The sequence below is a fragment of the Kitasatospora griseola genome, assembly GCF_014648555.1.
GTDB lineage: Bacteria > Actinomycetota > Actinomycetes > Streptomycetales > Streptomycetaceae > Kitasatospora > Kitasatospora griseola.
This window is the reverse complement of the sequence record NZ_BMRI01000014.1, coordinates 1-26,604: the sequence shown is the minus strand read 5'-3', so window position 1 is coordinate 26,604 and position 26,604 is coordinate 1. Positions and strand designations below refer to the sequence as shown.

General features: G+C 74.1%; 20 protein-coding genes, 1 tRNA gene and 1 pseudogene. 10 read left to right on the top strand and 12 right to left on the bottom strand.

All coding sequences use genetic code 11. From position 1 onward, the window contains the following. Positions 1 to 93: 93 nt before the first annotated feature. The 3 genes from IEZ12_RS19205 (at position 94) to IEZ12_RS19195 (ending at position 2,604) form a co-directional block, all read left to right on the top strand. On the top strand, positions 94 to 897 hold the full coding sequence (locus IEZ12_RS19205) for a GNAT family N-acetyltransferase (RefSeq protein ID WP_189273104.1): 804 nt from the start codon (positions 94 to 96) through the stop codon (positions 895 to 897). Positions 898 to 994: 97 nt separating this feature from the next. Continuing rightward, positions 995 to 1,357 (top strand): YciI family protein, encoded by a 363-nt coding sequence (locus IEZ12_RS19200; RefSeq protein ID WP_043915259.1) that lies wholly within the window; start codon positions 995 to 997, stop codon positions 1,355 to 1,357. A 5-nt stretch (positions 1,358 to 1,362) separates the two neighbouring features. Then, on the top strand, positions 1,363 to 2,604 hold the full coding sequence (locus tag IEZ12_RS19195; protein ID WP_189273103.1) for an RNA polymerase sigma factor: 1,242 nt from the start codon (positions 1,363 to 1,365) through the stop codon (positions 2,602 to 2,604). Here IEZ12_RS19195 and IEZ12_RS19190 read toward each other — a convergent pair. Further along, a complete protein-coding gene (locus tag IEZ12_RS19190; RefSeq protein ID WP_189273102.1) occupies positions 2,601 to 3,785 on the bottom strand; it encodes an ROK family transcriptional regulator in 1,185 nt (394 codons plus the stop codon). The two genes, IEZ12_RS19195 and IEZ12_RS19190, sit on opposite strands and share 4 nt — an antisense overlap. A 163-nt stretch (positions 3,786 to 3,948) precedes the next feature. Between IEZ12_RS19190 and IEZ12_RS19185 the strand changes: the two genes are divergently transcribed. The 4 genes from IEZ12_RS19185 (at position 3,949) to IEZ12_RS19170 (ending at position 7,446) form a co-directional block, all read left to right on the top strand. Continuing rightward, positions 3,949 to 4,176 carry a hypothetical protein gene (locus IEZ12_RS19185; protein ID WP_043915261.1) on the top strand — a complete coding sequence of 76 codons (228 nt, stop codon included), beginning with the start codon at positions 3,949 to 3,951 and terminating at the stop codon, positions 4,174 to 4,176. A 165-nt stretch (positions 4,177 to 4,341) separates the two neighbouring features. Further along, on the top strand, positions 4,342 to 5,856 hold the full coding sequence (locus IEZ12_RS19180; RefSeq protein WP_189273101.1) for an LCP family protein: 1,515 nt from the start codon (positions 4,342 to 4,344) through the stop codon (positions 5,854 to 5,856). Positions 5,857 to 5,888: 32 nt separating this feature from the next. Then, positions 5,889 to 6,500, top strand: coding sequence for a hypothetical protein (locus IEZ12_RS19175; protein WP_189273100.1), 612 nt, complete (start codon positions 5,889 to 5,891; stop codon positions 6,498 to 6,500). A gap of 196 nt (positions 6,501 to 6,696) precedes the next feature. Beyond that, a complete protein-coding gene (locus tag IEZ12_RS19170; RefSeq protein WP_189273099.1) occupies positions 6,697 to 7,446 on the top strand; it encodes an AfsR/SARP family transcriptional regulator in 750 nt (249 codons plus the stop codon). Here IEZ12_RS19170 and IEZ12_RS19165 read toward each other — a convergent pair. From IEZ12_RS19165 to IEZ12_RS19140, 6 genes are all read right to left on the bottom strand, one after another. Then, the gene (locus IEZ12_RS19165) at positions 7,421 to 8,413 is read right to left on the bottom strand and encodes a hypothetical protein (protein ID WP_189273098.1); all 993 of its coding nucleotides are present in this window, start codon (positions 8,411 to 8,413) and stop codon (positions 7,421 to 7,423) included. The genes IEZ12_RS19170 and IEZ12_RS19165 overlap by 26 nt on opposite strands. Positions 8,414 to 8,465: 52 nt before the next feature. Next, positions 8,466 to 11,492 (bottom strand): AfsR/SARP family transcriptional regulator, encoded by a 3,027-nt coding sequence (locus tag IEZ12_RS40095; protein ID WP_189273097.1) that lies wholly within the window; start codon positions 11,490 to 11,492, stop codon positions 8,466 to 8,468. 207 nt (positions 11,493 to 11,699) lie between these two features. Further along, entirely contained in the window at positions 11,700 to 12,950 is a 1,251-nt protein-coding gene (locus IEZ12_RS19155) for an MFS transporter (RefSeq protein WP_189273096.1), read from the bottom strand. A 7-nt stretch (positions 12,951 to 12,957) separates the two neighbouring features. After that, on the bottom strand, positions 12,958 to 13,599 hold the full coding sequence (locus IEZ12_RS19150) for a pyridoxamine 5'-phosphate oxidase family protein (RefSeq protein WP_043915269.1): 642 nt from the start codon (positions 13,597 to 13,599) through the stop codon (positions 12,958 to 12,960). A gap of 188 nt (positions 13,600 to 13,787) precedes the next feature. Further along, entirely contained in the window at positions 13,788 to 16,877 is a 3,090-nt protein-coding gene (locus tag IEZ12_RS19145; protein ID WP_229847691.1) for a BTAD domain-containing putative transcriptional regulator, read from the bottom strand. Between the two features lie 236 nt (positions 16,878 to 17,113). Next, positions 17,114 to 17,184: transfer RNA gene (locus IEZ12_RS19140), tRNA-Gly, on the bottom strand. A gap of 147 nt (positions 17,185 to 17,331) precedes the next feature. Here IEZ12_RS19140 and IEZ12_RS19135 point away from each other — a divergent pair. After that, positions 17,332 to 17,532, top strand: a complete 201-nt coding sequence (locus IEZ12_RS19135; RefSeq protein ID WP_043915270.1) for a hypothetical protein — start codon at positions 17,332 to 17,334, stop codon at positions 17,530 to 17,532. 81 nt (positions 17,533 to 17,613) lie between these two features. Continuing rightward, on the top strand, positions 17,614 to 18,189 hold the full coding sequence (gene dcd / locus IEZ12_RS19130) for a dCTP deaminase (RefSeq protein WP_100589142.1): 576 nt from the start codon (positions 17,614 to 17,616) through the stop codon (positions 18,187 to 18,189). A gap of 83 nt (positions 18,190 to 18,272) precedes the next feature. Here the strand turns inward: dcd and IEZ12_RS19125 are convergent, their stop codons facing one another. The 5 genes and pseudogenes from IEZ12_RS19125 to IEZ12_RS19105 all read right to left on the bottom strand — a co-directional run bounded on the left by IEZ12_RS19125 (position 18,273) and on the right by IEZ12_RS19105 (position 25,099). Beyond that, positions 18,273 to 19,166, bottom strand: a complete 894-nt coding sequence (locus IEZ12_RS19125) for an alanyl-tRNA editing protein (RefSeq protein ID WP_189273095.1) — start codon at positions 19,164 to 19,166, stop codon at positions 18,273 to 18,275. Between the two features lie 125 nt (positions 19,167 to 19,291). Then, positions 19,292 to 20,206, bottom strand: coding sequence for a Yip1 family protein (locus IEZ12_RS19120; RefSeq protein WP_229847690.1), 915 nt, complete (start codon positions 20,204 to 20,206; stop codon positions 19,292 to 19,294). Between the two features lie 173 nt (positions 20,207 to 20,379). After that, a pseudogene (gene manB, locus IEZ12_RS19115) lies at positions 20,380 to 21,453 on the bottom strand (mannose-1-phosphate guanylyltransferase); the annotation flags it as partial. Positions 21,454 to 21,707: 254 nt separating this feature from the next. Continuing rightward, the gene (locus IEZ12_RS19110; RefSeq protein WP_189273093.1) at positions 21,708 to 22,796 is read right to left on the bottom strand and encodes a LamG domain-containing protein; all 1,089 of its coding nucleotides are present in this window, start codon (positions 22,794 to 22,796) and stop codon (positions 21,708 to 21,710) included. An 89-nt stretch (positions 22,797 to 22,885) separates the two neighbouring features. Continuing rightward, positions 22,886 to 25,099 (bottom strand): (Fe-S)-binding protein, encoded by a 2,214-nt coding sequence (locus IEZ12_RS19105; protein WP_189273092.1) that lies wholly within the window; start codon positions 25,097 to 25,099, stop codon positions 22,886 to 22,888. Between the two features lie 304 nt (positions 25,100 to 25,403). Between IEZ12_RS19105 and dnaK the strand changes: the two genes are divergently transcribed. Then, the coding region (gene dnaK / locus IEZ12_RS19100; protein WP_189273091.1) for a molecular chaperone DnaK at positions 25,404 to 26,604 on the top strand (1,201 nt) is incomplete at its 3' end.

Genomic DNA, 26,604 nt, shown 5'->3' with positions numbered 1-26,604 from the left:
TTCACCCCGGCGTCAACGCCAGGGGCAGTCCCGGGCGGCCCCGGTCCGCAGAATGGCCGGAAAGCGCTTGCCAAGATCCTCTACCCTCGCCTGATGACCGACCTGAACAAGGCCCTGCTCGCGGCCTACGACGAGCACCTGCGCGGCCTCGGCCCCGTCCGCGACGGCGAGATCCGGGACGCCGACGGCCCGCTGCTGCGCAAGTGCGGCGGCTTCCGCGGCTTCGTCACCTCGCCCGCCGCCGACCTCGGCCTGCGCGGCGCCGAACTCGACGACCTGATCGCCCGCCAGCGCGACTTCTTCGCCGCCCGCGGCGAGTCCGTCGAATGGAAGACCCGCGGCCACGACCTGCCCGCCGACCTGCCGGAGCGGCTGACCGCGGCCGGCTTCGTCGCCGAGGACCCGGAGACCGTCCTGGTCGGCCTGGCCGCCGAACTCGCCACCCAAACCCCCGCCCCCGAGGGCATCACGCTGCGCCGGGTCACCGCCCGCACCGACATGCGGCGGATCGCCGCGCTGCAGACCGAGGTCTGGGGCGAGGACTGGAGCTGGCTGGTCGGCGACCTGACCGACAACGCCGCCGCCGACCCCGAGGGCTTCCTGGTGGTGGTCGCCGAGACCGACACCCCCACCCCCGAGGTGGTCTCCGCCGCCTGGCTGACCCGCACCCCCGGCACCGAGTTCGCCGGCCTGTGGGGCGGCTCCACCCTCGCCGCCTGGCGCGGCCGCGGCATCTACCGCTCGCTGGTCGCCCACCGCGCCCGCTGGGCCGTCGAACGCGGCATCCGCTACCTCCAGGTGGACGCCTCCCCCGACAGCACCCCGATCCTGCGCCGCCTCGGCATGCACGCCGTCACCACCACCACACCGTACGTGTGGACCCCGCCCGCCTCCTGAGAATCTCTCGAAGACTCCGCTCCGCCGTGTAGAGGAGCCGCTCCCGGCTCCGACCACCGGACGCAAGCACCCGACGAGCACAGAGGACGTGGTCCCCGTGAAGTACCTGCTGATGACGTACGGCAACCAGGAGAAGTGGGCGTCCGTCTCGGCCGAGGAGTGGCCGGAGGCGATCGCCCGGCAGGACGCGTTCAACCACCGCTACCGGGAGACCGGGGAGCTGATCGGCGCGTACGGCCTGGGCGACGCGGCCGCCAGCCGGCTGGTGCGCCGCCAGGACGGGCTGCCCGCGGTGAGCGACGGCCCGTACCTGGAGACCAAGGAGTACATGGCCAGCTTCTACCTGCTGGACTGCGAGAGCGAGCAGCGGGCGCTGGAGATCGCCGCCGACATGCCGTGGGCGGACCAGGAGCCGGTGGAGCTGTGGCCGATCCTGCACGAGACGCCGATGGAGGACTGAGCCGCGTGGACGACCGGACGGCCGCCGACCAGGACCTGCTGCGCACCCTCGCACCCCAGGTCCTGGCGGCGCTGCTGCGTCGCCACCCCGGCGCGTTCGACAGCTGCGAGGACGCGGTGCAGGAGGCGCTGCTGGCGGCCGCGGTGCAGTGGCCGCAGCAGGGCCGTCCGGAGAACCCGCGCGGCTGGCTGGTCACCGTGGCCTCGCGCCGGCTGGTGGACCTGGTGCGCGCCGACCGGGCCCGGCGCGAGCGCGAGGAGCGGCTGTTCCTGGCGACGCCGCAGTCGGAGCTGCTCGGCCGGGCCGCCGACGCCGGCCCCGAGGCCGACCGGGACGACTCGCTGACGCTGCTGTTCCTGTGCTGCCACCCGGCGCTGACCTCGCCCAGCCGGATCGCGCTGACGCTGCGCGCGGTCGGCGGTCTGAGCACGGCGCAGATCGCGGCGGCGTTCCTGGTGCCGGAGGCGACGATGGCGCAGCGGATCAGCCGGGCGAAGCAGACCATCCGCTCGTCGGGGCTGCGGTTCGTACGGCCGGAGCCGGGCGAGCAGGCGGAGCGGCTGCGCGAGGTGCTGCAGGTGCTGTACCTGGTGTTCAACGAGGGTTACACGGCCACCTCCGGCGAGGACCTGACGACCCCTCGGCTGTCCGACGAGGCGATCCGGCTGACCAGGCTGCTGCACCGGCTGCTGCCCGAGGATGCGGAGGTGATGGGCCTGCTGGGGCTGATGCTGCTCACCGACGCCCGGCGGCCCTCCCGGACGGGCCCGGCCGGGGAGCTGGTGCCGCTGGCCGAGCAGGACCGGACGTGCTGGGACGCGGCGGCGATCGCCGAGGGCGTGGCGCTGGTGGAGCGGGCGCTGCCGCACGGCCGGGTGGGGCCGTACCAGTTGCAGGCGGCGATCGCCGCGCTGCACGACGAGGCGCCGGACGTGGCGACCACGGACTGGCCGCAGATCCTGGCCCTGTACGACCTGCTGGTGCGGGTGGCGCCCGGTCCGATGCCGGAGCTGGGCCGGGTGGTGGCGCTCGCGGAGGTGCACGGCGCGGAGCTCGCGCTGAAGGAACTCCACGCGCTGGAGGCGGCGTTGGGCCGGCACCACCGCTTCCTGGCGGTTCGGGCCGAGCTGCTGGCCCGCACCGGCGAGGCGGCTTCGGCGGCGGAGGCGTTCCGCCGGGCGTCCGCGCTGGCGCCGAGCCTGCCGGAGCGGCGTTTCCTGGCGGAACGGGCCCGGACGGTCGGCTAGTTGGGGCCGACCGCGGCGGCCACCGCGGCGTCGACGGCTCCGTACAGTTCGGAGCGCAGGCCGAGCCGGCTGGCGCGGATCTCGACGGCCTCGGCGACGGCGGGCTGCGCGTAGCGGTCGACGGACTCCCGGATGCCGTTGATCAACGGTGCTCCGGCCAGGCCGAGTTCGCCGCCGATCACGATGGCGGCGGGGTTGAGGCAGTTGACCAGGTCGGCGAGGACGCGTCCGATGGTGCGGCCGGCTTCGCCGATGACGCGGGCGGCGGCGGGGGTGCCGGCGAGTTCGCCGAGCGGCGGCAGGTCGACGGCGTCGTCGGGGCGGGCGCCGGGGGCGAGCACGTGGGCCAGGCGGCGGCGGACCTCGACGATGGAGGCGACGGACTCCAGGCAGCCGCGGTTGCCGCACCGGCACCAGGTGCCGGTGTCGGGGAGCTGGATGTGGCCGATCTCGCCGGAGATGCCGCTGGCGCCCCGGTAGATGCGGCCGTCGAGCAGCAGGCCGGCGCCGATGCCGGTGGAGGCCTTGACGTAGATCAGGTCGTTGACGGCGTGTCCGCCGCTGTGGGCGCGTTCGCCGCGGGCACCCATCTCGGCGTCGTTGCCGACGGTGACGGGACGGTCGAAGAGCCGGCCGAGTTCGGCGGCCGGGTCCATGCCGATCCACTGGGAGAGGGTGGAGGGCGCGCGGACCACGTTGGTGCGGGTGTCGAGGGCGCCGGGGATGCCGGCGGCGACGGCGGCGATCGCGTCCAGCGGGTGCCCGGCGGCGGCGAGCGCCCGGTCGGCGAGGGCGCGGGCGGCGGCCAGGACCTCGCGGGGGTGGTTGTCGACGTCGAGGTGGGCGGTGGCCTCGCCGAGCACGGCGCCGGTGGTGTCGGCGACGGCGGCGGTGACGTGGGTGTGCCCGAAGTCGAAGGCGAGGACCAGGGCGTGGGCGCGACGCAGGGTGACGGCGGCGGCGCGGCGGCCGCGTCCGGTGGTGGCGGCGGCGGTGGTCTCGCCGGCGAGCCCTTCGTCGATCAGGTCGGTGACGGCGCTGCTGACGGCCGAACGGGAGAGCCCGGTGAGCCGGCTGATCTCGGCGCGGCTGAGCGCGCCGTGTTCGCCGAGGACGGCGAGCAGGGCGGCCCGGGTGCGCAGGCGGCGGGCCGAGGGGGCCGGGTGGGCGGGGGCGGTCATGCCGGGAACGGTAGCGGACAGCGACCGGATATACACCGTTGAACGGATTATTTACTGGACGACTTGTCCTCTTGACGGAGGAATTGGCCTATACCTATGGTCGAAGCCAGCTCCCTGTCGCCCAGGAGAGCAGCAGCACCTCATGTGCGGGAGAGGAAGGCCGATGGACGCCCCCCAGAGCCGGCACCGCTGGTGCGTCGAGATCCCGCACGCCAACGAGATCCGCGCCGGCCGCCACCTGTTCATCGTGGACGCCCCCGCCGAGGACGACGCCCGCCGCGCCGCCATCGAACGGGCCGAGTCGGTCGAGGCCCGCCGCCACCGCCGCGGCGCCACCCTGGACCTCGCCCGGGCCACCGTGGTCCACCTGGCACTGCTGCGCGTGCACTGACCCCCCCGCTTCCCGATCCCCCGACGGCCGCCCGCCGTCGGGGGATCGTGCGTTTCCGCCGGGGTGTGACTTCACTGGACCGAATTTGTATGCTTCGCTGAACCTCTACAGCTTTGTAGAAGTTCGGGTCGGCGCACCGTCGGCCACAACGGGGAAGGGTGCGTCATGTCTGCACGCAGGGCGGGGGGCCGCGGCACCGGATCCGGGCGCGGCCGCAGGATCCGCCGGATCGCCCTGTGGAGCACCGCCGGCGTCGCCGCGCTCGCCGTCACCGCGGGCGGCCTGGTGTACTACCGGCTCAACGGCAACCTGAGCACCTTCGACTCCTCCGGCATCAGCAAGGACCGTCCGGACGCGGCCAGCGCCGACGCCCAGGGCCGGGTCCCGGTCAACCTGCTGCTGATCGGCTCCGACTCGCGCTCCGGCGGCAACAAGGACCTCGGCGGCGGCGAGGAGGACGGCGCCCGCTCGGACACCGCGATCCTGCTGCACGTCTACGCCGACCACAAGCACGCGGTCGGCGTCTCCATCCCGCGCGACTCGCTGGTCGCCGTCCCGCCCTGCCTGCTGCCGAACAAGAGCTGGACCAAGCCGCAGGCCGGCGCCATGTTCAACAGCGCCTTCTCGGTCGGCGACAGCGAGCAGGGCAACCCGGCCTGCACCCAGAACACCGTGGAGAAGCTCACCGGGCTGCGCATCGACCACACCATGGTGATCAACTTCCAGGGCTTCTCCGACATGACCTCCGCCGTCGGCGGCGTCGACGTCTGCCTGCCCAAGCCGGTCTACGAGGGCGACCTCAACCCGAACCTCGGGCACCGCGGCAAGCTGCTCTTCAACCAGGGCCACCAGAAGATCTCCGGCCAGGCCGCCCTCGACTACGTCCGGATCCGGCACGGCCTCGGCGACGGCTCCGACATCGGGCGCACCAAGCGCCAACAGGCCTTCCTCTCCTCGCTGATCAAGCAGGTCAGGGCGGAGGGCATGAACCCCGTCGCGCTGCTGCCGCTGGCCGACGCCGTCACCAAGTCGCTCACCGTCGACGAGGGCCTCGGCTCGGCGCAGAAGCTCGTCGACTTCGCGATGTCGCTCAAGGACATCGACCTGCACGACATCAAGTTCCTCACCGTGCCCTGGCGCTACCAGGGCGAGCGGGTCGCCCTGGTGCACCCCGACACCGACCAGCTGTGGGCGGCCCTCAAGGCCGACCGCACCCTGGACGGGCAGGACGCCTCGGCCGGGGCGAGCGCCCCCGCCGCCGAGAGCCCGAGCCCCGGCCCGACCACCGCACCGGTCAAGGTCGACGGGGCCGGCATCCGGGTCTCCGTCTACAACGGCACCGACACCTCCGGGCTGACCTCCAAGGCCGCCGAGGCGCTGGAGGGCTCCGGTTTCACCGTCACCGGCCGGGCCAACGCCTCCTCCCGCACCCACGCCACCACCCTCGTCGAGTACGGGCCGGGCGAGAAGGCCAAGGCCGAGAAGGTCGCCGAGCTGTTCCCCGGCGCCACCCTGCAGGCCGGCAGCCACGCCGGCATCGCCGTCACCCTCGGCGCCGACTACGCGGCGGGCAACGGCACCACCGCCGCCCCGCCGCTGCCCACCGGCCCGCTGCCCACCAGCGTCAGCCAGGCCCGCTCCGCCGCCGACGACGTCTGCTCCGACCTCACCTACGGCTGACCGGCACTCGACCTCCACGGGGGACAGCAGCGATGGACCCGCTCACCGGCCACGGCCCCACCCAGCAGGACCGCGCCGACTTCGAGTACGCCCTCGGCCGGGCGCTCGCCGACCCGGCGGTGCGCGCCGCACTGGCCGCCGACACCGCGCAGGCCGCCCGGCTGCGGACCCTGGCCCGGCAGCGCACCGCGGAGATCCTGGCCGCCGCCGAACCCGAGTACCTCGCCTACCGCCGGCTCCGCGGCACCGCGGCGGACGCACCGGACCCCGCCGCCGCACCCGGCGAGCGGCTGTCCGGCTGGTTCGGCGCACTGGCCCTGGTGGCGCCGATCGTGATGGGCAGCGCCGCCGCAGTGTTCTTCCTGCTCGGCGCCGTCATCGGCCTGTCCGGCCCGCACGCCGCCTCCGCCGACGTGCTGCGCACCGCCGCCTGGAGCACCGTCGCGGCCGCCGTCGCCAGCGCCCTGATCGGCCTGCTCGGTCTGCTGTTCAGCGCCGCCCGCCAGCGCGCCGTGCCCGGCGAGGAGCCGCAGCACGCCCAGGACCTGTCCGCCGCCCGCACCGCCTGGCGCACCGCGCTGCTCCACCGCGGCCTGATCCCCTTCCTGCTGGCCGACCTGCGCACCGCCGGCCCCGGCCGCTGAGAACGCCGACCGCACCGGCCCGGGCGGGCGCTGCGCAGGGCTCCGCACGGGCTCGGCACGGGCTCGGCGCAGGCTCCGCGCGGGCGATATGGAGGCGATAACGCGGTGATGACGTGCCCTTCTAGGGTCGGCCCGTAGGCGGTCCCGGAGTGGGCCCGCACCGGGCAGGGAAGAGGGCGACGCCATGGAGTTCCGGATGCTCGGTCCGGTACACCTGCTGGCCGACGGCCGGGAGGACACGCTGAGCGGCACCAAGCAGCGGACGATGTTCGCCACGCTGGTGCTGGCCGCCGGCCAGGGGGTCTCGGACGAGCACCTCGGGCGGATGCTCTGGGACGAGCGCCCGCCCGGCACGGCCCCCGCGCAGCTCCACACCTACGCCTCACGGCTCCGGCGCCGGGTCGGCCCGGACGTGCAGCTGGTGCGGATCCGATCGGGGTACCGGCTGCTCGCCGAGCACGTGCCCTGCGACCTGACCCGGTTCACCGATCTGTCGGGCGGCGGCTTCCGGGCGCTGCGCGAGCAGCGCTTCGAGGCGGCGACCGACCTGCTGCGAGCGGCGCTGGAGTGCTGGAACGGCGAGGCGCTGGCGGATGTGACGGACCATCTGGCGGCCGCGGAGCGCCCGCGGCTGGAGGAGGCCCGGCTGGCGGCCCTGGAGGCCCGGATCGAGGCCGACCTGATCACCGGCCGGCACCGTCGGCTGATCTCCGAACTGACCGGCCTGGTCGCCCGGCACCCGATGCGGGAGCGGTTCCGGGCGCTGCTGATGACGGCGCTGTCCCGCTCGGAGCGGCAGGCCGAGGCGATGTCGCTCTACCTGGACGGTCGGCGGCTGCTCGCGGACGAGCTCGGCGTCGAGCCGGGCCGGCTGCTGGTGCGGACGTACCAGGAGATCCTGAGCGGCGAGGCGCGGGCCGTCATGCCGCATCGGCCTGCGCACTGATCTCGTCGACGGTGCGGAAGGTGAGCAGCCGGGCCCCGGCGCCGAGCGCGATGGCCAGCAACTCCTCGGCCGGGTAAGGGTCGAGGACCGGAGGCGGCTCCAGCAGCAGTCGGTGCAGGCGGACCAGCAGGGCGCGCAGGGCGGTGCGCAGCCACAGCGGTCCGACCGCCACGCCGGCCGCCCACAGGGTGAGGCAGGCCGTCGCGGCGTACAGGGTCTCGTAGGCGGCGGCCAGTTCGCGCCCCGTCGGGCTGCCGGCCGGTTCGGTCGGCAGTTCGGCCATCCGCCGGTGCAGCTCGTCACCGGCGACCAGCAGCGACTTGGCCAGGCCCTGCACCTCGGCGCCGGCGGCGTCGAGCGCGGAGCCGCCGACCAGTCGGGGCAGCGCCTGGACGGGGCTGCAGCCGCCCCGGGGGCGGGCGTCGGCCCCCGGGGCGTCCACCGTCGCGGGCAGCGGCGCGCCCAGCCGGACGGCCTCGGCGAGCCCCGCCCCGTCCACCGTCTCGGAGGCGAACCCGTGGACCAGCCAGGGGAATTGGGCGGTCAGCGCGCCGCGCAGGCGTTCCGCCTTCGCCGCCTGGGGGGCGGCCGGGTGGTCCAGCGCGGACGTCGCCTCGGCGACCAGGGCCGGTACCAGGGCCGAGACCGCCGTGAGGGTGAGGTCCGCCTCGGCGGGGAGCACGTGCGCGCTGCGGGCCGCCAGCACGGTGGCGGCCTCGGCGGCGCCGAGCAGGGCGGCGGCCCGGCCCAGCGCGTGCGCGCCGGCCGCGCCGACCGCGCCGTCGTGCAGCGCCGCCCGCAGGGCGCGGTCGCCGGCGTCCAGGCTCTGCGCCCAGCCCGGGACGTGCAGCGGGAGCGGGCCGCCGCCGGTGGCGGCCGGGTCGAGGCCGAACAGCGCGTGCAGGCTGCTCGTGGTGCGGGGAGCGGACGGCGGGTCGGCGGGATGCGGCTCGGAGGCGCTGGTCATCGCCGGCTCCTTCGGGGAACGGGGCAGCTGCGTCCCACTGTGCCCCGGCGGCCTATACGCCGCCGATATCGCCGCCGGGCGCTTCGCCCGCGGCCGGCCCGAGGGCTGCCAGCTCCTGTGCCGCCAGCTCCAGATCGCGTTCGGCACCGCCGGCCCGGAGCAGCTCGGCCGCACGGTTCAACCGCTCCCGCGCCTCGTCGGTGCGGCCGAGGGCGGCCGCGGCCCGCCCGAGCGCCACGCCGACCCGGCCCTCCGCGACGACGGTCCGGCACCGGCCGACCAGGTCCAGGGCGATCAGCAGCTCGGCGTGCGCCTCGGCGGCCCGGCCGCGCCGCAGCATCGTCTCGCCCAGGCCGAGCCGGGCGTGGGCGGAGCCCAGCAGGTCGCGCCTGGCCGTCACGACCCGGAGCACCACCTGGAGTTCGCGCTCCGCGTCCGCGAACCGCTCCAGCTCCGACAGCACCCGGGCGTACCGGAAGTGGACCTGGGCGGTGACCCCGGTCTCGCCGATCCGCCGGGCGACCGCCACCGCCTGCTCGGCGTACGCCAGCGCCGCGTCGGGCCGGCCGAGGTCCAGCTCGCCCTGCGCCAGGAAGCCGAGCACGTGCGCCTCGCAGGACAGGTCGCCCGCCGCCCGGAACAGTTCGACGGCCTCGGCGAGCCGGGCCCCGGCCGAGGTCGGATCGCCCTGGACGCGGGCCAGCACGGCCAGTGAGCGCACCGCCAGGGCGCGCCCGTGCTCCTCCCCGATCTGTTCGAACAGGGCCTGGGCGCGGAGCAGCGGTTCGGCGGCCGCGGAGACGTACTGGGTGCCGATCCAGCGTTCGCCCAGCGACTCCAGCACGGCGGCCTCGCCGCGCAGGTTCCCGGCCGCCCGGGTCGCGGCCAGCGCGCGGTCGCAGCTGTCCTGCCAGTCGTCGAGGTACGCCCTGGTCCGGAACAGCACGACGGTGCAGCCCAGCAGGTCCCAGGCCAGCTCGTCCAGGCCCAGCCGGGCGGCCTGGTGGATCGCGGCGACCAGTGACAGCCGCTCGGCCTCGAACCACTCCAGCGGGTCGGCCGTCAGCTCCTCCAGCAGCAGGGCGTCCAGTTCGAGGCGCGGGGCGGAGCCGTGGATCAGCGCGAAGTCCCCGCCGTACTCCACCCGGTGGGCGTGCTCGGCGACGGTCAGGTAGCCGCGCAGTGCCCGGTGCAGGCTCTGCGTCCGCTCGTCCTCGCCGTCCTCCGCCGCGGCCCGCTCGCGGGCGAACAGGGCGAGCAGGTTCTGCTGCCGGAAGCGCAGCCGGCCGGTGCCGTCGGTGCCGGTGACCTCCAGCAGTTGGACGTCGACCAGGTGCTCCAGCAGCCGTTCCGCCTCGAACAGGTGGACGTCGATCAGCGCGGCGGCCGTCCAGACGGTGACGTCGGGCGCCTCCAGCAGCGCGAGGCGGCGGTACAGCCGGGCCGCGTCCGGTGCCAACTGGCGGTAGCTGACGGCGAATCCGGCCCGGACCTGCGACTCGCCCTGGCTGAGCTCGTCCAGTCGGCGGCGCTCGTCGGCCAGCCGGGCCACCAGGTGGGGCACGCTCCAGTGCGGCTTCGAGGCCAGCCGGGCCGCGGCGATCCGCAGCGCCAGCGGCAGCCGGTCGCACAGTTCGGCCAGCCGCTCGGCCTGCTCGGGGTCGGCGGCGATCCGGTCCTCGGGCACGATCCGGCCCAGCAGTTCGACGGCCTCGCCCGGTGGCAGCACGCCGAGCTGGACGCGCACCGCGCCGTAACGGAGCATCAGCTGCTCCATCGGCTGGCGGCCGGTGACGATCACGCAGCACTGCCCGGTGCCCGGCAGCAGCGGGTCGACCTGCGCCGCGTCGCGGGCGTTGTCCAGCACCACCAGGGCCCGGCGGCCCGCCAGCAGGCTGCGGTACAGCTCGGTGCGTTCGCCGGTGTCGGCCGGGATCTGCTCGCTGGGCACGCCGAGGGCGCGCAGGAAGCGGCTCAGCACATCGGCGGCGGTGGTCGGCTCCCGGGTCCCGTCGTGGCCGCACAGGTCGACGTACAGCCGGGCGTCCGGGAACCGGGCGGCGACGCGGTGCGCCCAGTGCACGGCGAGGCCGGTCTTGCCGACGCCGGGGACGCCGGTGATCAGGCCGATGCCTGGCGGCTGCTCCTCCGCCCGGCCCTCCAGCAGCCGGTCGAGCGTCGCGGTCTCGGCGGCCCGGCCGGTGAAGGCCGGCACGTTGGGCGGCAGGAAGGACGGCGTCGGGCGGGATCCGGCCGCCGGCGCGGGCGGCAGCGGGATCGCCGGGAGCGGCGCCGGCGGCGGGCCGTCCTCGGGCGGGGCGAGCGCGGGGTCGTCGCGCAGGATCGCGTCGTGCAGTTGGAGCAGCGCGGCGCCCGGTTCCAGGCCGAGCTCCTCGACGGACTGCCGACGGCCCTCGCGGAAGGTCTCCAGCGCCTCCGCCCGCCGCCCGGCCAGGTACTGGGCCCGCATCAGGATGTGCCGGGCGCGCTCGCGCAGCGGCTGCTCGCGGACCGCCGCCGCCAGCGACCCGATCACCTCCAGGTTCCGTCCGAGGGCGAGGTTGAGTTCGGCGAGCGCCTCCTGGCAGCACATCCGCACCTCCTCCAGACGTGCGGTCTCGTCCTCGACCTGCCGCCCGGTGACGCCCTCCAGCACGGGCCCGCGCCACAGTTCGAGCGCGCGTTCGTAGCAGGCGGCGGCCTCGGCCGTCCGCCCGCCGCCGACCGCCTGCTCGGCCCGCTGGACGAGGTCCTGCAGGACCAGCAGGTCGATCCGGTGGCCGGCCGAGTTGAGCTGGTAACCGGGGTGGACGGTGGTGATCAGATCGTCGCCGCAGCCCTCCGCCCGGAAGACCTTGCGCAGGCCCGCGACGCAGATCGCCACCTGGGTGCGGGCGGTGGCCGGCGGGACGCCCTGCCAGACCGCCTCGACCATCGCGTCCACCGAGACCACGGAGTCCGGGGACAGCAGCAGCAGGGCGAGGATGGTGCGCTGGCGCGGACCGCCGACGGCCGTGCGCCGGCCGTCGGCGGTGACCGACAGCGGGCCCAGCAGGCCGAATTCGATCCGCGCGTCCAACCGATCCCCCGTTCGCCGGACGCCTCTCCCCGGTACGGGCGCCTGTGCCGGGAAGCTTCACCCCTCCCCCTGCACTTGATCACAGTACCGGCGCGCTTCCCGTCCGCCGCGTCCGGCCGCTCGCGCGGTCCAACGGCCGGATCCGCGGCGAAGGTTGGACCGGGACCAGGGACTTCGACCGGCGGGCGGGCCGACGCCCGGGCCGGCTCAGGCGCGGTCGGGGACCCGGGTCAGGGTGCGGATCGGGCGGGTCAGCAGCAGGGCGGTGGCGGTGAGGGTGGCGACGACGAGGCCGGCGAGCAGGACGGGGGTGCTGCCGAAGGCGTGCACGGCGGGGCCCGCCAGGGCGCTGCCGAGCGGGTAGAGGCCGACGGAGCCCGCCACTTCGTACGCGTGGACGCGGTTGAGGACCTCGCCGGGGACCTGGGTCTGCACGCTGGTCGCCCACATGACGCCCCAGATGCCGATGCCCGCGCCGACCAGGACCTGGGTGGCGGCGAGCAGCCGGACCGGGGCGTCGAGGACCAGGGCGAGGGGGTAGAGCGGGTAGGCGAACATGGCGACGGCGCCGGCGGCGAGCGGCCGGGCGGGCTTGTACCGGATGGCGATCAGCCCGCCGGCCACGGTGCCCGCGCCGAGCGCGCAGTTGACCAGGCCGAACGCGGTGGCGCCGTGCCGGGGGACGATCAGGCCGGCGGCCAGGGAGAGCTGCGGGCCCCAGGCCAGCACGGCGTAGACCGTCCAGATCACGATCACGCCCCAGAGCCAGCTGCGAGCGCGGAACTCGTGCCAGCCGACCACCAGGTTGCGCCACAGCCCGTCGCCGGCCGGCGGGGCGGGCACCCGGCCGAGGCGCAGCGCGAACAGGCAGCTCGCGCTGGTCGCGTAGGCGAGGGCGGAGATCGCCATCACCCAGCCGGTGGAGCCGAATCCGACCAGCACACCGGCCAGCGCGGGCCCGCCCAGCCCGGTGATCGCTTCGGAGGTGCGCAGCACCCCGTTGGCGCCCTGCACGTCCCGGGCGATCAGCGGGACGGTGGACGAAGCGCCGGGCTGGAACAGGGCGTTGGCGGTGCCGGCCACCGCCAGCAGGGCGTACAGCTGCCACAGGTGGTCGATGCCGTGCAGGAAGAGGACGGCGAGCAGGACGTGCGCGGTGAGGTTGGCCAGGTCGGCGACGATCACCATCCGGCGGGCGGTGAACCGGTCGGCGAGCACCCCGCCGAACAGCACCAGGCCGGCGAACGGGCCGACCAGGAAGGCCATCGCGTAGCCGGCGGTGTCCAGGCCGTGGCCGCTGTCGATCAGGCCGGCCGAGACGGCGACCGGGAGCATCGCCCAGCTGAGCAGGCCCGCGCTGCGGGCGGTGAACCAGTAGCGGAAGTTGCGGGACCAGATCGCCGGTTCGGCGGGCCGGTCGAGGGCCGGCGCGGGGGCTTCGGCCAGGCGTTCGGACACGGGTGGTTCAGTCCTTCGGGTCGGTGCGGACGGCGGCGAGTTCCGCGCGCAGCGCGGCGTTCTCCGCCTCCAGCCGGGCGAGGCGCTCGCGGACCGGGGCGAGCGCCCGGTCGAGTTCGTCCTGGCTGAAGCGCGGGGTGATGTGGTTGGGGCAGTTCCAGGCGAACGCCTCCACCCGGACGGTGACGACCTGTTCGACCCGCCCGTCGGTGCGCGGGGAGTCGAGGCGGGCGACCAGCTCCGGGCACCGGTCGGCGGGGACGGCGGTGGCCCGGCCGAACAGCTTGAGCCGGGCCTGCCGGGCGTGGTCGAGGAAGAACAGCGACACCCGGTCGTCGGCGCGCAGGTTGCCGGTGGTCAGATACTGCCGGTTGCCGCGGACGTCCAGGTAGCCGACGGTGTGCTCGTCCAGCACGTGGACGAAGCCCGGCGGGCCGCCCCGGTACTGGAGGTACGGCCAGCCGTTCTCGTTCACGGTGCCGACCAGGAAGCCGTCGAGACTGCGGATGAACGCGGCGGCGGCGCCGGTGAGCGGCTCGGGCTCCCCGGCGGGCTCCCGCAGTCGGCGGCCGGCCGCGGCGGCGCTGCCCAACTCCTGCTGGACGCGGCGCACCGCCGGGGTGGACGCCAGCAGGTCGTAGCGGCTCATGCGGGGTCCGGGAACAGGGGCACGGTGTCACCTCGGGGTGTCGGCGCGGTCGGTGCGCCCACCGTACGGAGGCGGCCTGTACGCGCCCCTGCAGCCGGACCAGAGACTGCCATCACGACCCTGACCTGCGGTTATTGACTCTCCGTCACGGCCGACCGGCAGAACGTCGGAAGTGCCGGGACTGCCGCTCAGCGCAGCCGGGTGACGCCCATCGCCCGGGACAGCCGCAGTGCCTCCCGCCAGTGCCCGACGGCGAGGCCGGGCGCCCCGAGGGCGGACTGTGCGCGGCCGAGCGCCAGCAGGGCCCGCACCTCCCCCGGCAGGTGGCCGGTCTCCCGGTGCACGGCGAGCGCCCGGTGGCCGCTGTCCAGCGCCGCCCGCGGCTGGTCCAGCCTGGTGCGGACGCAGGTCAGGGCGGTGAGCGCGTTGCCTTCGAGCATTCGGAAACCGGCCGCACGGGTGAGTCGGAGAGCGCTTTCCACGTGCGCCAGCGCGGCCTGCGGATCGGAGTCGGAGCGGGTGGTGGCGAGGCCGATCAGGGCGACGGCCTGCGGGTGCCGGTCGTCGGCGGCCTCGGCGAGGCGCAGCGCCTCCCGGTAGCCGGCGGCCGCGTCGGCCCGGCGGTGCGCGCGTTCCTGTGCGGCGGCCAGCGCGAGGTGGGCGCCCGCCTCCAGCGCGGAGTGGCGCACGCTGCGGGCGGCGGTGATCGCCGCCCGGGCGAGCAGCCGGCCGGCGGCGGGGTCGCCGAGGTCGGTGCGCGCCCCGGAGAGGCAGGTCAGCGCCACCGCCTCGCTGAACGTGTTGCCGGTGCTGCGGTGCATGGGCAGCGTCGCGTCGAGCAGCCGGACGGCGTCGGCGGGGCGGCCCAGGGCGCGGCGGACGACGGCCAGGTTGGTGCGGTCGATGGCCTCCTCGGCGTAGGCGCCGCACTCGTGGTGCAGCCGGGCGGCCCGGGCGAAGTGCTCGGCGGCCTGCCGGAGCCGGCCGAGCTTCCCGCAGATCAGTCCGAGGACGGTGAGGTCGTCCGGGTGCCCGGCCTCGGCCGCGGTGAACTGCCGTGCGGCGTCGGGACGTTCGGCGTAGGCACGTTCGGCATCGCGGCGTTCGGCATCGCGGCGTTCGGCGAGCCGCCGGGCGGTGTCGGGGAAACCGGTGTCGCAGGCCTGCCGGACGACGGCGGCCAGGTCCCCGGTCCCGGCGCCCGTCAGGTACCGGTCGAACAGCCGCTGCCGCGCGGCGTCCGACTCCTGACGTTCGGTCAACTTCCGGGCGTGGGCGCGCAGCAGCCCGGGCTGCGCGTACCGGCCGGCCGGGTGCTCGCGCAGCAGGTGCGCGTCGGCCAGCGTGCGCAGCAGCGCGGCGGCCTCGGCGGGGTCGGTCTCCGCGAGGGCCGCGGCGCCGTCGACGGTGGTGTCCGGCCCCGGGAGCAGGCCGAGCAGGCGGTACAGCCGCCGGGCGGGGCCGGGCAGCGCCCGGTAGGACAGGTCGAACGCGGCCCGGACGGTCGAGCGCGGGTCGCCCTCGACGTGCAGCAGGTCGAGCAGGTCGTCGCCGGCCAGCCGGGCGCAGTGCTCGGCGATCGTGCCGTCCCGGGCGACCAGGTCGGCGCCGGCGGCGCGGACGGCCAGCGGCAGCCCGTCGCAGAGTTCCACCAGGCGGCGGGCGGCGTCGGGTTCGGCGTCGGTCCGGCACTCGCCGACGACGCTGCCGAGCAGGTCGCGGGCCTCGTCCGGGTCGAGCGCGCCCAGCGTGAGGCGGCGGGCGCCGTCGCCGGCGACCAGCCCGGTCAGGCGGTGGCGGCCGGTGACCACGACGGCGCAGCCGCGGGCGCCGGGCAGCAGCGGCCGGACCTGCTCGGGGTCGCGGGCGTTGTCCAGCACGATCAGCGCCCGGCGGTCGGCGAGCAGTGTGCGGTAGAGCGCGGCGGCCTCGTCCTGGTCGGCGGGGAGCCGGTCGGGCGGGGTGCCGAGGGCGCGCAGGAACCGGGCGAGCACCTCGGCGGGCCGCAGGGCGGGCTGCGCGGAGTGGCCGTGCAGGTCGATGTACAGCTGCCCGTCGGGGAAGTGCTCGCGGCGGGTGTGCGCCCAGTGCACGGCGAGGGCGGTCTTGCCGACGCCGGGCGGGCCGACCACCGTGACCAGGCGCGGCTGCGAACCCGGGGAGACCAGGGTGTCGAGGACCTGGAGCTGGGCCCGGCGGCCGACGTGACGACCGGTCTCGGCGGGCAGCTGGGCCGGGGGGCCGCCCACGGGCCGCACCGGCCCTCTCTCCGGCCGTACCGGTAGCGGGAGTTGACGCCGGAGCACCCGCAGGTGGGCGTCGTCGACCTCCGGGCCGGGGGCGATGCCGAGTTCCTCGTCGAGGCGCTCGCGCAGCCGGCGGAACACGTCGAGCGCGGCGGCCTGTTCGCCGTCGCCGGCCAGCGCGAGGATCAGCCGGGCATGCAGTCCTTCGTGCAGCGGCTCGGCGTGCACCAGCTCCCACAGCCGGGGGACGGCGTCGGCGGGCCGGTGCAGCAGCAGGGCGGTGTCGGCGTACAGCAGCGCGGCGCGGATCCGCCGTTCGCCCGCCGCGACGGCGGCCGGGTGCCCGCGCAGCGCGAGGTCCGCGTCGGCCAGCACCGGGCCGCGCCACCAGCCCAGCGCCCGGGCCAGCGTCTCGTGGACGGTCGCCGGGTCCGGCGCGTGGTGCGTGCAAACGGTGCGGGCCAACAGGGTGTCGAAGCGGCCGAGATCGGTGTCCTCCGGGCCGGCCGTCAGCCGGTAGCCGACCGGCGTGCGGACCACCCCGCCGGCTCCGAGCAGGCGGCGGACCTGGCTGACGTAGGTGTGCACCAGGCTCTGCCGCGACTCCGGCGGGCCGTCCGGCCAGAGCGTGTCGGTGATCTCCTCCGGGGTGGCCGGCTCCGGGTGCTTGAGCGCCAGCAGTCCGAGCAGGCGGCGCAGCATCGGGCTGGTGACGGGAACGGTCCCGTCACCCTGCCGGAGCGCCAGCGGCCCGAGGACCAGCAGCCGCGGCGATCCCGCTGGGCCCGCCAACTCGTCCTGACTGTCGGCGAGTTCGGCCATCTCCTCGCCGGTCAGCGCGAACGCCTCGGCCAGCTTCCGGAGGGTGCCCGCCCGCGGCCGCCCGACCCGTCCCTGTTCGAGGTCGCGCAACGCCCGCGCACTGAGCCCGGCCCGCTCGGCGACCACCTGCTGGCTCAGCCCGGCCCGACGGCGCAACGCCCGCAGCCGGGGACCGAACGGAGCCCCGCCGACCGCCGCCGGTCCTGCCATCGCATCCCCCTCGTCCGCCCCGGACGGCCAGTCTGGCCGGGCCGTTCGCCCCCGGGCAAGGGAGGACCGACGGGCGGTCGGCTCAGCCCTTCAGCCGGCCGAGCAACCGACTCCAGCGACCGGGCCCGCACCCACGACGCCGCCCGCCAGGTGCCCTTCACCGACCCGCCGGTGAGCTTCGACGCCGGGCCGAACAACAAAAATCCCCAGGTCATCGACCTGGGGATTCCTTGAAGAGCGGGCGACGAGAATCGAACTCGCGCTCTAAGCTTGGGAAGCTCATGTTCTACCATTAAACTACGCCCGCACTGACGGTCCGTCAGGGACGGATCGATCAAGCACCACTGTACCCCATGCGGCAGGGCCGGGTTCCGGGTGGCGGCGAGCCTCGTGGGGTGGTGTCCGGTTGATCCCCTAATGTGACGCTGTCTGCGGAACTGTGGGAAGGGGACCGATGGAGCAGCGCACCGTGGTTCGTTGTGCCGAGGGGCATGTGTTCAGTACGGCGGCGTTTCCGATGCAGCAGTTGCAGGCGGGCCGGCTGGGGCCGGGGCGGTTGTTGCGGTGTCCGGGGTGCGGGCGGCTGCGGAATTCGGTGCCGGCCGACGTGTCGGAGCTGTCGGCGGCCCAACTGGGGCGCGGCGCGCGGCGGTAGGCCCTCCGGGCGGCCGTCGCAGCAGGTCCGCGGGCCGGTCGCTTTTGGGCGGCCCGGCCCGGGGCACGTACCCTCGGGGGCGTGCTGCTCTCTGACAATGACATCCGTGCCGAGATCGACAAGGGGCGGGTCGTCGTCGACCCGTTCGACCCGTCGATGGTCCAGCCGTCGAGCATCGACGTCCGCCTCGACCGGTTCTTCCGGGTTTTCGAGAACCACCGCTACCCGCACATCGACCCCTCCGAGGAGCAGCCGGACCTGACCCGGCTGGTGGAACCGGAGGGCGACGACGCGTTCATCCTGCACCCGGGCGAGTTCGTGCTGGCGTCCACCTACGAGGTGATCACGCTGCCGAACGACGTGGCGTCGCGGCTGGAGGGCAAGTCCAGCCTGGGCCGGCTCGGCCTGCTGACCCACTCGACCGCGGGCTTCATCGACCCGGGCTTCAGCGGCCACGTGACGCTGGAGCTGTCGAACGTGGCGACGCTGCCGATCAAGCTGTACCCGGGGATGAAGATCGGCCAGCTGTGCCTGTTCCGGCTGTCCTCGCCGGCCGAGCACCCGTACGGCTCGGAGCGCTACGGCTCCCGGTACCAGGGCCAGCGCGGCCCGACGCCGTCCCGGTCGTTCCAGAACTTCCACCGCACCCAGGTCTGAGCCGCTTCGGCAGAGCGCACGGACAGCAGGCAGACGCCAAGGAGGGCCGGTCCCGCAGCCGCGGGGCCGGCCCTCGTCGTGCGTCAGGCGCGCTTGGGGCTGGTCCGGGCGATCAGCTCGGTGCCGTCCGCGGAGAGGGTCAACTCGGTGCGCAGTTCCACGAGTTCGCCGAGGTGGTGGAGGTGGGTGCCGCCGCAGGGGATCTCCGCGGCGCCGTCCGGGAGGTCGGCGTGCCAACGGCGGCGGGCGGTGAGCTCGGGGCCGGGGACGTCGATCCGGACGGCCGCGTCGGCGGCGACCCAGGCGGCCAGCCGGGCGTTGACGTCCGCGGTGAGGGCGGGCAGCGCGTCGGCGAGGGCGGGGAGCTCCTCGGTGGCGTCGACGGTGAAGCCCTTCTTCTTCAGCGACTTGCCGATCCGGTAGGTGTCGGTGCTGGCCTCGGTGTCCATCACCGAGGTGTCCATGGCGAGGCTGTCGAAGTCCGGGTTCCCGAAGGCGTCGGCGCGGCCCGGGTCCTTGCGCCAGCGCGGCGCGAGCGCGGCGTTCAGGGCGAGCGCCAGCAGGTGGCAGCCGGTGTGCGCGGCGGACAGCAGCGCCCGGCGCTCGGCGTCGACGGCGAGTTCGGCGGTGCGGCCGACGGCCTCCGGCCCGAGGGCGCCGGCGGGCAGCACGTGCAGCACCAGCCAGGACCACTCCTCGTCGCCGCGCCGGACCGGGATGTCGGCGCCGGCCGCGAACTCGCCGGCCGGACCGTGGCCACCGGTGAGGCAGTCGACGACGGGGTGCGCGGCGCCGTCGACGGTGAGGGTGCCGAGGTCGGCGGGCTGGTCGGGCCAGGTGTGGTCGACGGGGTGGAACGGAGTGGCCTCGGTGACCACGGCGGTACGCCCGTCCGGCAGGGTGTGCACGGCGAGGATCGGCGAGGCGCCGGTCACCGCCCCGGCCGGGAAGCTGACGTGGGTGGTGGGCAGGCTCATGCGCGGGCTCCGGACGGGTTCTGAGGGTGGGCCGAACACCCCACCCTACAAAGATCCCGCCATCCGGACGGCCGGGGCTCCGCGGCGGCTGCGGCTGCGGCGGCTGCGACCGCGGCGGCCGCGGCTCAGCCCAGCGTGGGCAGCTTGATCAGCACCAGCAGCGCGAGCAGCTGCACCGCCGCCGCCCCGGCCGCCTTGCCCCAGGGCAGGTCGTGGATCCGCCGCACCAGGATGGTCAGCAGCGCCGCACAGCCCACCCAGGTCGCCCAGCCGACGGCCTGCACCACCAGGTTGTCGGCGGGCAGGAACAGCGCGAGCAGCAGCCGCGGGGCGTCGGTGGTCCAGCTGACCAGCACGGACAGGCCGATCGTCGACTGCCAGGGGCCGTCGCCGCCGAACTGCCGGGCCAGCGCGTAGGTGACGGCGCTGAGGATGCCGCCGGCCACCGTGAAGCCGATCGCGGCGGCGGCGATCGCCCACAGCGCGACCGCGAAGGTGGAGTGCACCACCTCGTCGTAGGTGCTGTCGAGGGCGAACACTGCGAGCACGCCGTACAGCAGCGACACGCACAGCGCGGGCAGCCAGACCTGGTGGTCGCGCATCCGGTCGAAGGTCGCGCTCGGGCGGCGGTAGATCCCAGCGAGCAGCTCCCGCCAGGGCAGCCGGGGCCCGCCGAGGTGCGGCGCGGCCTGCCCGCCGGCCCGGTAGACGGCGACGTTGTCCTCGACCGGCCGGCCGCCCTGCTCGTACGGCTGCTGGTAGTAGCCGTCGTCCGCGCCGCCGTACGGCTCGCCGTAGGGCGCGTCGTACGGCTGCTCGCCGACCGCGAAGGCCCGGGTGTGGCCGGGCTGGTCGCCGTAGCGGTCGCCGGGCTGCGCGGGCGGGGGGCCGGGGTAGCCGGGGGTCGGGGCGGTGAAGTACTCGGGGACGCCGGTGGGCGCGCCGCGGTACGGGTCGCCCTGCGGGGCGCCCGGTTGGGGTGCCGCCCAGCCGTACTGGGGGTCGGCACCCCGTCCGTCGTCGTGTCGATTGCCAGCCACGCCATGACGGTACCCGCAAGGGGCCGGCCCCGGTCGGGTGATCATGACGGCGGGGCCGGATTGCAGCCGTCCTGTGACGCGGCCGCGTGGGGCGTGCGTCAGCCGGCGACGCGGCTGCCGGGCGCGTGCACCGCGGCGGCGTTGCTCAGGCCGGCCTCGCAGCCGCCGGGGCCGGCGGACAGGCGCACGGCGCCGACCGGCAGGCGGGTGCCGCAGGCGATCCGCAGGCCGTTGGAGAGCTCGTTCTCGGCCTCCAGGGCGGCGCCGTCGCCGATCACCACGCCGTCCAGCGAGCAGCGCTCACCGATCTCGGCGAAGGCGCCGACGATGGAGTCCTTGACGTACGCGCCGGCCTTGATCCGGGCGCCCTGGAGCACCACGCTGCCCTCGACGATGGCGCCGGCGGCGATCTCGGCGCCCGCCGAGACCACGGTGCCGGAGCTGAGCACGGCGGCCGGGTCGACCTGCGAGCCGGCCAGCAGCAGGGCCTCGCCGGTCGGGCCGGGGACGGCCGGGGAGTCGACCTTCCCGAGCACCAGGTCGGCGGAGCCGCGGACGAACGCGGCCGGGGTGCCGAGGTCCAGCCAGTAGGAGGTGTCGACGACGCCGCGCAGCAGGGCGCCGGTGGCGAGCAGCTCGGGGAAGGTCTCGCGCTCGACGGAGACCTCACGGCCGGTCGGGATGCGGTCGATCACCGAACGGGTGAAGACGTAGCAGCCGGCGTTGATCTGGTCGGTGACGATCTGCTCGGGGGTCTCGGGCTTCTCCAGGAAGGCGAGCACCCGGCCGCTCTCGTCGGTCGGGACCAGACCGAAGGCGCGCGGGTCGGCCACCCGGGTGAGGTGCAGGGTGACGTCGGCGCCGGAGGCGACGTGCTCGTCGCGCAGGCCGGCGATGTCCAGGCCGGACAGGATGTCGCCGTTGAAGATCAGCACCGGCTCGTCGGGGCCGCAGGTCAGACCGGCCGCGGCGTTGCGGATGGCGCCGCCGGTGCCCAGCGGCTCGTCCTCGGTGAGGTAGACCAGTTCGAGGCCGTACGGGCTGCCGTCCTTGAAGTGGTCGACGAAGACGTCGGCCAGGTAGGAGGTGGCGAGCACGACGCGGGTGACACCGGCGGCCGCGGCGCGGGCCAGCTGGTGGGCGATGAACGGGACGCCGGCGACGGGCAGCATGGGCTTCGGCGTGTGCGTGGTCAACGGGCGCAGTCGAGTGCCCTTGCCGCCGACCAACATGATCGCCTCGGTCATGTGCTATCTCCCCTGGTCAGATTCCGGCGGCCCGGCTCGACTGGGTCCGGTGCGCTGCTCGGTGACTGTGTCGGACCGGCATCAGGCGGCCTCCGACGGGAACCGGCACCTTACCTGGCCCCGCCGCATACTCTATTTGCTCGAACACCGTGTCAAAACCACTGCCCCCGTCGGGCAGCTGTACGGGGATCGACCGGGTCCGGGCCCCGTCCTCGCACCCGCGCCGCAGGCCACCGGGCCTGGCGCCGCAACTCCTACGGCAGCAGCCAGGAGCGTTTGGCGGTGGTTCCGGCGCTGGTTCCGCCGGATCCGTTCAACTGGGCGACGGCGGTGGCGGGCAGCGCCTGGTCCCAGACCTGCACGTCGGAGATGGCGCCGTCCCAGAAGTCGCTCCAGGCGTTCTTGTAGCGCACCCGGCCGAGCTGGAGACCGCCGGTGGTCTGCCAGACGCCCTGGACCGCGGTGGTCTGCTGGAGCACCCCGTCGACGTACAGCGTGATCTTCTTGGCGCCCGCGTCGTAGACGCCGGTGAGCAGCGTCCACCGGCCGGTGGTGGCGGCGCCGGCGGCGGTGGAGAAGGCCTGGTAGGTGGTGTTGTCCTGGGCTCCGGCGGCGGTCTGCACCTTGAACACCCACTGGTTGTGGGCGCCCCAGTCGTCCCGGCCCAGGTAGAAGGAGTAGTAGCTGTCGCCGCCCTGGGTGACCACGGCCCGGCCGCCGGTCGGCGCGTTGTTGCGGACCACCGCCGAGACGGTGAAGGACCGGGAGGTGTCGACCACGGGGCTGCCGCTGTCCGCCCAGCCGTCGGTGTTGCCGTGCAGGACCAGGGTGGGCCCGGTGTGGCCGGCGGTGCCGCCGACCGCGGCGCCGCCGCCGAGGGTGAGCCCGGGCAGCGTCGGCGCGGGCGCGTTCGGCTTTCCGGTGGCGCTCTCGGTGGGCTTGGCGCCGGTCCGGGCGGACGCCGAGCCCGAGGGCTGCGCGGAGCCGGACGCCGAGGCCGGGGCGGACGCGGACGCCGGGTCGGCCGGGCCGGGGCTCGGGTCGGCGCTCGGTGCGCCGGAGGCGGGGCCGTCGGGCTGGGCGGTGACGGCGGGCGCGGAGGTGTTCCCGGTGTTGTCGGACGGCCCGGAGAGCGCGACGGCGGTGGCGACCGCGCCGCCGATCAGGGCCACACCGAGCGCGCCGGCGCCGATCCGCAGCCGCAGGCGGCGACGCCGGTGCTCGCGTTCGTTGGCCTCGGCGAGCGCCGCCCAGTCGGGAGCCGTGCTGGTCACCGGCGGCAGTTGGTAGGAGGGTCTCCCGCCGAAGCCACCGGGCCCCGGTATTCCCCCGTCAGCAGTCATGCGGCAGATGCTAGGTCATCGTTGATCATCCAAAACGCCCGGACCCCGGAGCCGCAACGGGCGTCCGGGGTCCGGGGAGCGGGCGGGCGTCAGGCCTCGACCGGCTCCGCGTCGGCGGCGGGGAGGGCCTTGACCGACTCCAGCAGCAGCTGGGCGACGTCCACGACCTTCAGGTGCTCCTTGGCAGCGCCCTCGTTCTTCTTGCCGTTGACCGAGTCGGAGAGCATCACCAGGCAGAACGGGCAGGCGGTGGAGACGATGTCCGGGTTGAGAGACAGCGCCTCGTCCACGCGCTCGTTGTTGATCCGCTTGCCGATCCGCTCCTCCATCCACATCCGCGCGCCGCCGGCGCCGCAGCAGAAGCCGCGCTCCTTGTGGCGGTGCATCTCCTCGTTGCGCAGGCCGGGCACCCTGCCGATGATCTCGCGCGGCGGGGTGTAGACCTTGTTGTGCCGACCGAGGTAGCACGGGTCGTGGTAGGTGATCAGGCCTTCCACCGGGTTGACCGGCAGCAGCTTGCCCTCGTCGATCAGGTGCTGCAGCAGCTGGGTGTGGTGGATGACCTCGAAGTGGCCGCCGAGCTGCGGGTACTCGTTGGCGATGGTGTTGAAGCAGTGCGGGCAGGTGGCGACGATCCGCTTGGTCGGCGCGTCCTCCAGCGCGGCGTTCAGGGTCTCGACGTTCTGCGCGCCGAGCATCTGGAACAGGAACTCGTTGCCCAGGCGGCGCGGGGAGTCACCGGTGCAGGTCTCCTCCTTGCCGAGGATCGCGAACTTGACGCCCGCGGTGTGCAGCAGCTCGGCGAAGGCCTTGGTGGTCTTCTTGGCCCGGTCCTCCAGGGCGCCGGCGCAGCCGACCCAGTACAGGTACTCGACCTCGGCGGGGTCGATGTCCTCACCGATCACCGGCACCTCGATGCCGGTCTCCTTCTTCAGCTCCTTGACCCAGTCCAGGCGTGCCTTGGTGGCCAGGCCCCACGGGTTGCCCTTGTTCTCCAGGTTCTTGAGCATCGTCCCGGCCTCGGTCGGGAAGTTGCTCTCGATCATCACCTGGTAGCGGCGCATGTCGACGATGTGGTCGATGTGCTCGATGTCGACCGGGCACTGCTCGACGCAGGCGCCGCAGGTGGTGCAGGACCACAGCACGTCCGGGTCGATGACGCCGCCTTCCTCGGCGGTGCCGATCAGCGGGCGCTCGGCCTCGGCGAGGGCCTCGGCCGGCACCCCGGCGAGCTGCTCGCTCGACGCCTTCTCCTCGCCCTCCATATCCTTGCCGCCACCGGCCAGCAGGTACGGGGCCTTGGCGAAGGCGTGCTCGCGCAGGCCCATGATCAGCAGCTTGGGCGACAGCGGCTTGCCGGTGTTCCAGGCGGGGCACTGCGACTGGCAGCGGCCGCACTCGGTGCAGGTGGAGAAGTCGAGGATGCCCTTCCAGGAGAAGTGCTCGACCTGCGAGACGCCGAACACCGCGTCGTCGGCCGGGTCCTCGAAGTCGATCGGGGCGCCGTTGCTGGTCATCGGGCGCAGGGCGCCCAGCGCGGTGCCGCCGTCCTCCTCGCGCTTGAAGTAGATGTTGAAGAAGGCCAGGAAGCGGTGCCAGGCGACGCCCATCGACGGGTTGATGCCGATGGTGGTGGCCCACGCGAACGAGATGACGATCTTCAGCATCGCGAACAGGTAGATCAGGTTGACCAGGGTGCCGTGGGCGGTGCCCTCGAACGCGGCGACGATCGGGTACGAGATCAGGTACGTCGGGTCGTAGGAGGTGACGCCTTCGAGGGCGCCCTCCAGGCCGCGCAGCATCATGATGCAGATGCCGATGCCGAGGATCGTGTACTCGACGTAGAACGCCTGCCAGGCGATCGAGCCGGCGAACCGGGACTTGCGGCCGGACCGGGACGGCAGGCTGAGCAGCCGGATCACGATCAGGACGGCGATGCCCAGGGTGGTCAGCGTGCCGATCAGCTCGACGAAGATGTTCCAGATCAGCCAGTGGCCGATGATCGGCAGCGCGAACTCGGCGTCGAAGAGCTGACCGAACGCGTTGACCAGGGTGAGCACCAGCGAGAAGAAGCCGACCGCGACGAACCAGTGGGCGACGCCGACCACGCCCCAGCGGTTCATCCGGGTGTGGCCGAGGAACTCCTTGGCCACGGTGGCCACGCGCTGCGCGGGCTGCCCGAATCGGGTGCTGTCGGCAGAGCCGGTGCGCACCACCTTGTAGATGTACAGCGCCGCCCGGGCGGCGAGCGCGGTGCCGATCACAAAGGTGACCAGCGAGATGACGATCGCTGCTAGCTGCATCGGCTCTCCGTCTCCAGCGGCTATGGTCCGAGTCCTACCCGGAGTGTACTGGTCGGTAACTTTCCGGGTCGACGGGCCGGACATTACCGCGCGTTAACACCCACCCAGAAGATGCTCAAGGTATGGCGGCAGTCACTATGCCCGGACTCACCCGTCCGGAGCACACCGAAAGCCCACGTCGGACGGCTCGCGACATAAGCGCTCAGTAAAGTTGAGCGACAAGGACTCAAAGCTGTTGACGCTTCCGCGTCGGTCGTGCATCCTTGAGCCTGTACTGCTCAACTTCTCCCCGGAGGTATTCACGATGGCACGCGCGGTCGGCATCGACCTCGGTACGACGAACTCCGTCGTCAGTGTTCTTGAGGGCGGTGAGCCCACGGTCATCACCAACGCCGAGGGCGCTCGGACCACGCCGTCCGTCGTCGCCTTCGCCAAGAACGGCGAGGTGCTCGTCGGCGAGGTCGCCAAGCGCCAGGCGGTCACCAACGTCGACCGGACCATCCGTTCGGTCAAGCGCCACATGGGCACCGACTGGAAGATCGGCATCGACGGCAAGGACTTCACGCCGCAGCAGATCTCCGCCTTCGTCCTGCAGAAGCTCAAGCGGGACGCCGAGGCCTACCTGGGCGAGACGGTCACCGACGCCGTCATCACCGTCCCGGCCTACTTCAACGACTCCGAGCGCCAGGCCACCAAGGAGGCCGGCGAGATCGCGGGCCTGAACGTCCTGCGCATCGTCAACGAGCCGACCGCCGCCGCCCTGGCCTACGGCCTGGACAAGGACGACCAGACCATCCTGGTCTTCGACCTCGGTGGCGGTACCTTCGACGTCTCCCTGCTGGAGATCGGCGACGGCGTGGTCGAGGTCAAGGCCACCAACGGCGACAACCACCTCGGCGGTGACGACTGGGACCAGCGCGTCGTCGACCACCTGGTGAAGGTCTTCCAGTCCGGCCACGGCGTCGACCTGTCCAAGGACAAGATGGCCGTCCAGCGTCTGCGCGAGGCTGCCGAGAAGGCCAAGATCGAGCTGTCCTCCTCCTCGGAGACCTCGATCAACCTGCCCTACATCACGGCCTCCGCCGAGGGCCCGCTGCACCTGGACGAGAAGCTCACCCGCTCGCAGTTCCAGCAGCTCACCGCCGACCTGCTGGACCGCTGCAAGGTCCCGTTCCACAACGTCATCAAGGACGCCGGCATCCAGCTGTCCGAGATCGACCACGTGGTCCTGGTCGGTGGCTCGACCCGCATGCCGGCCGTCGCCGAGCTCGTCAAGGAGCTGACCGGCGGCAAGGACGCCAACAAGGGCGTCAACCCGGACGAGGTCGTCGCCATCGGCGCGTCCCTGCAGGCCGGTGTCCTGAAGGGCGAGGTCAAGGACGTCCTGCTGCTCGACGTCACCCCGCTGTCCCTGGGCATCGAGACCAAGGGCGGCATCATGACGAAGCTGATCGAGCGCAACACCACGATCCCGACCAAGCGCTCCGAGATCTTCACCACCGCCG

Bases quoted from the DNA above. Each gene is read 5' to 3' on its own strand.
- IEZ12_RS19205 (WP_189273104.1), top strand. From the start codon at position 94: ATGACCGACCTGAACAAGGCCCTGCTCGCGGCCTACGACGAGCACCTG.
- IEZ12_RS19190 (WP_189273102.1), bottom strand. From the start codon at position 3,785: ATGACCGCCCCCGCCCACCCGGCCCCCTCGGCCCGCCGCCTGCGCACC.
- IEZ12_RS19185 (WP_043915261.1), top strand. From the start codon at position 3,949: ATGGACGCCCCCCAGAGCCGGCACCGCTGGTGCGTCGAGATCCCGCAC.
- IEZ12_RS19180 (WP_189273101.1), top strand. From the start codon at position 4,342: ATGTCTGCACGCAGGGCGGGGGGCCGCGGCACCGGATCCGGGCGCGGC.
- IEZ12_RS19175 (WP_189273100.1), top strand. From the start codon at position 5,889: ATGGACCCGCTCACCGGCCACGGCCCCACCCAGCAGGACCGCGCCGAC.
- IEZ12_RS19170 (WP_189273099.1), top strand. From the start codon at position 6,697: ATGCTCGGTCCGGTACACCTGCTGGCCGACGGCCGGGAGGACACGCTG.
- IEZ12_RS19165 (WP_189273098.1), bottom strand. From the start codon at position 8,413: ATGACCAGCGCCTCCGAGCCGCATCCCGCCGACCCGCCGTCCGCTCCC.
- IEZ12_RS19150 (WP_043915269.1), bottom strand. From the start codon at position 13,599: ATGAGCCGCTACGACCTGCTGGCGTCCACCCCGGCGGTGCGCCGCGTC.
- IEZ12_RS19145 (WP_229847691.1), bottom strand. From the start codon at position 16,877: ATGGCAGGACCGGCGGCGGTCGGCGGGGCTCCGTTCGGTCCCCGGCTG.
- IEZ12_RS19135 (WP_043915270.1), top strand. From the start codon at position 17,332: ATGGAGCAGCGCACCGTGGTTCGTTGTGCCGAGGGGCATGTGTTCAGT.
- IEZ12_RS19125 (WP_189273095.1), bottom strand. From the start codon at position 19,166: ATGAGCCTGCCCACCACCCACGTCAGCTTCCCGGCCGGGGCGGTGACC.
- IEZ12_RS19110 (WP_189273093.1), bottom strand. From the start codon at position 22,796: ATGACTGCTGACGGGGGAATACCGGGGCCCGGTGGCTTCGGCGGGAGA.
- IEZ12_RS19105 (WP_189273092.1), bottom strand. From the start codon at position 25,099: ATGCAGCTAGCAGCGATCGTCATCTCGCTGGTCACCTTTGTGATCGGC.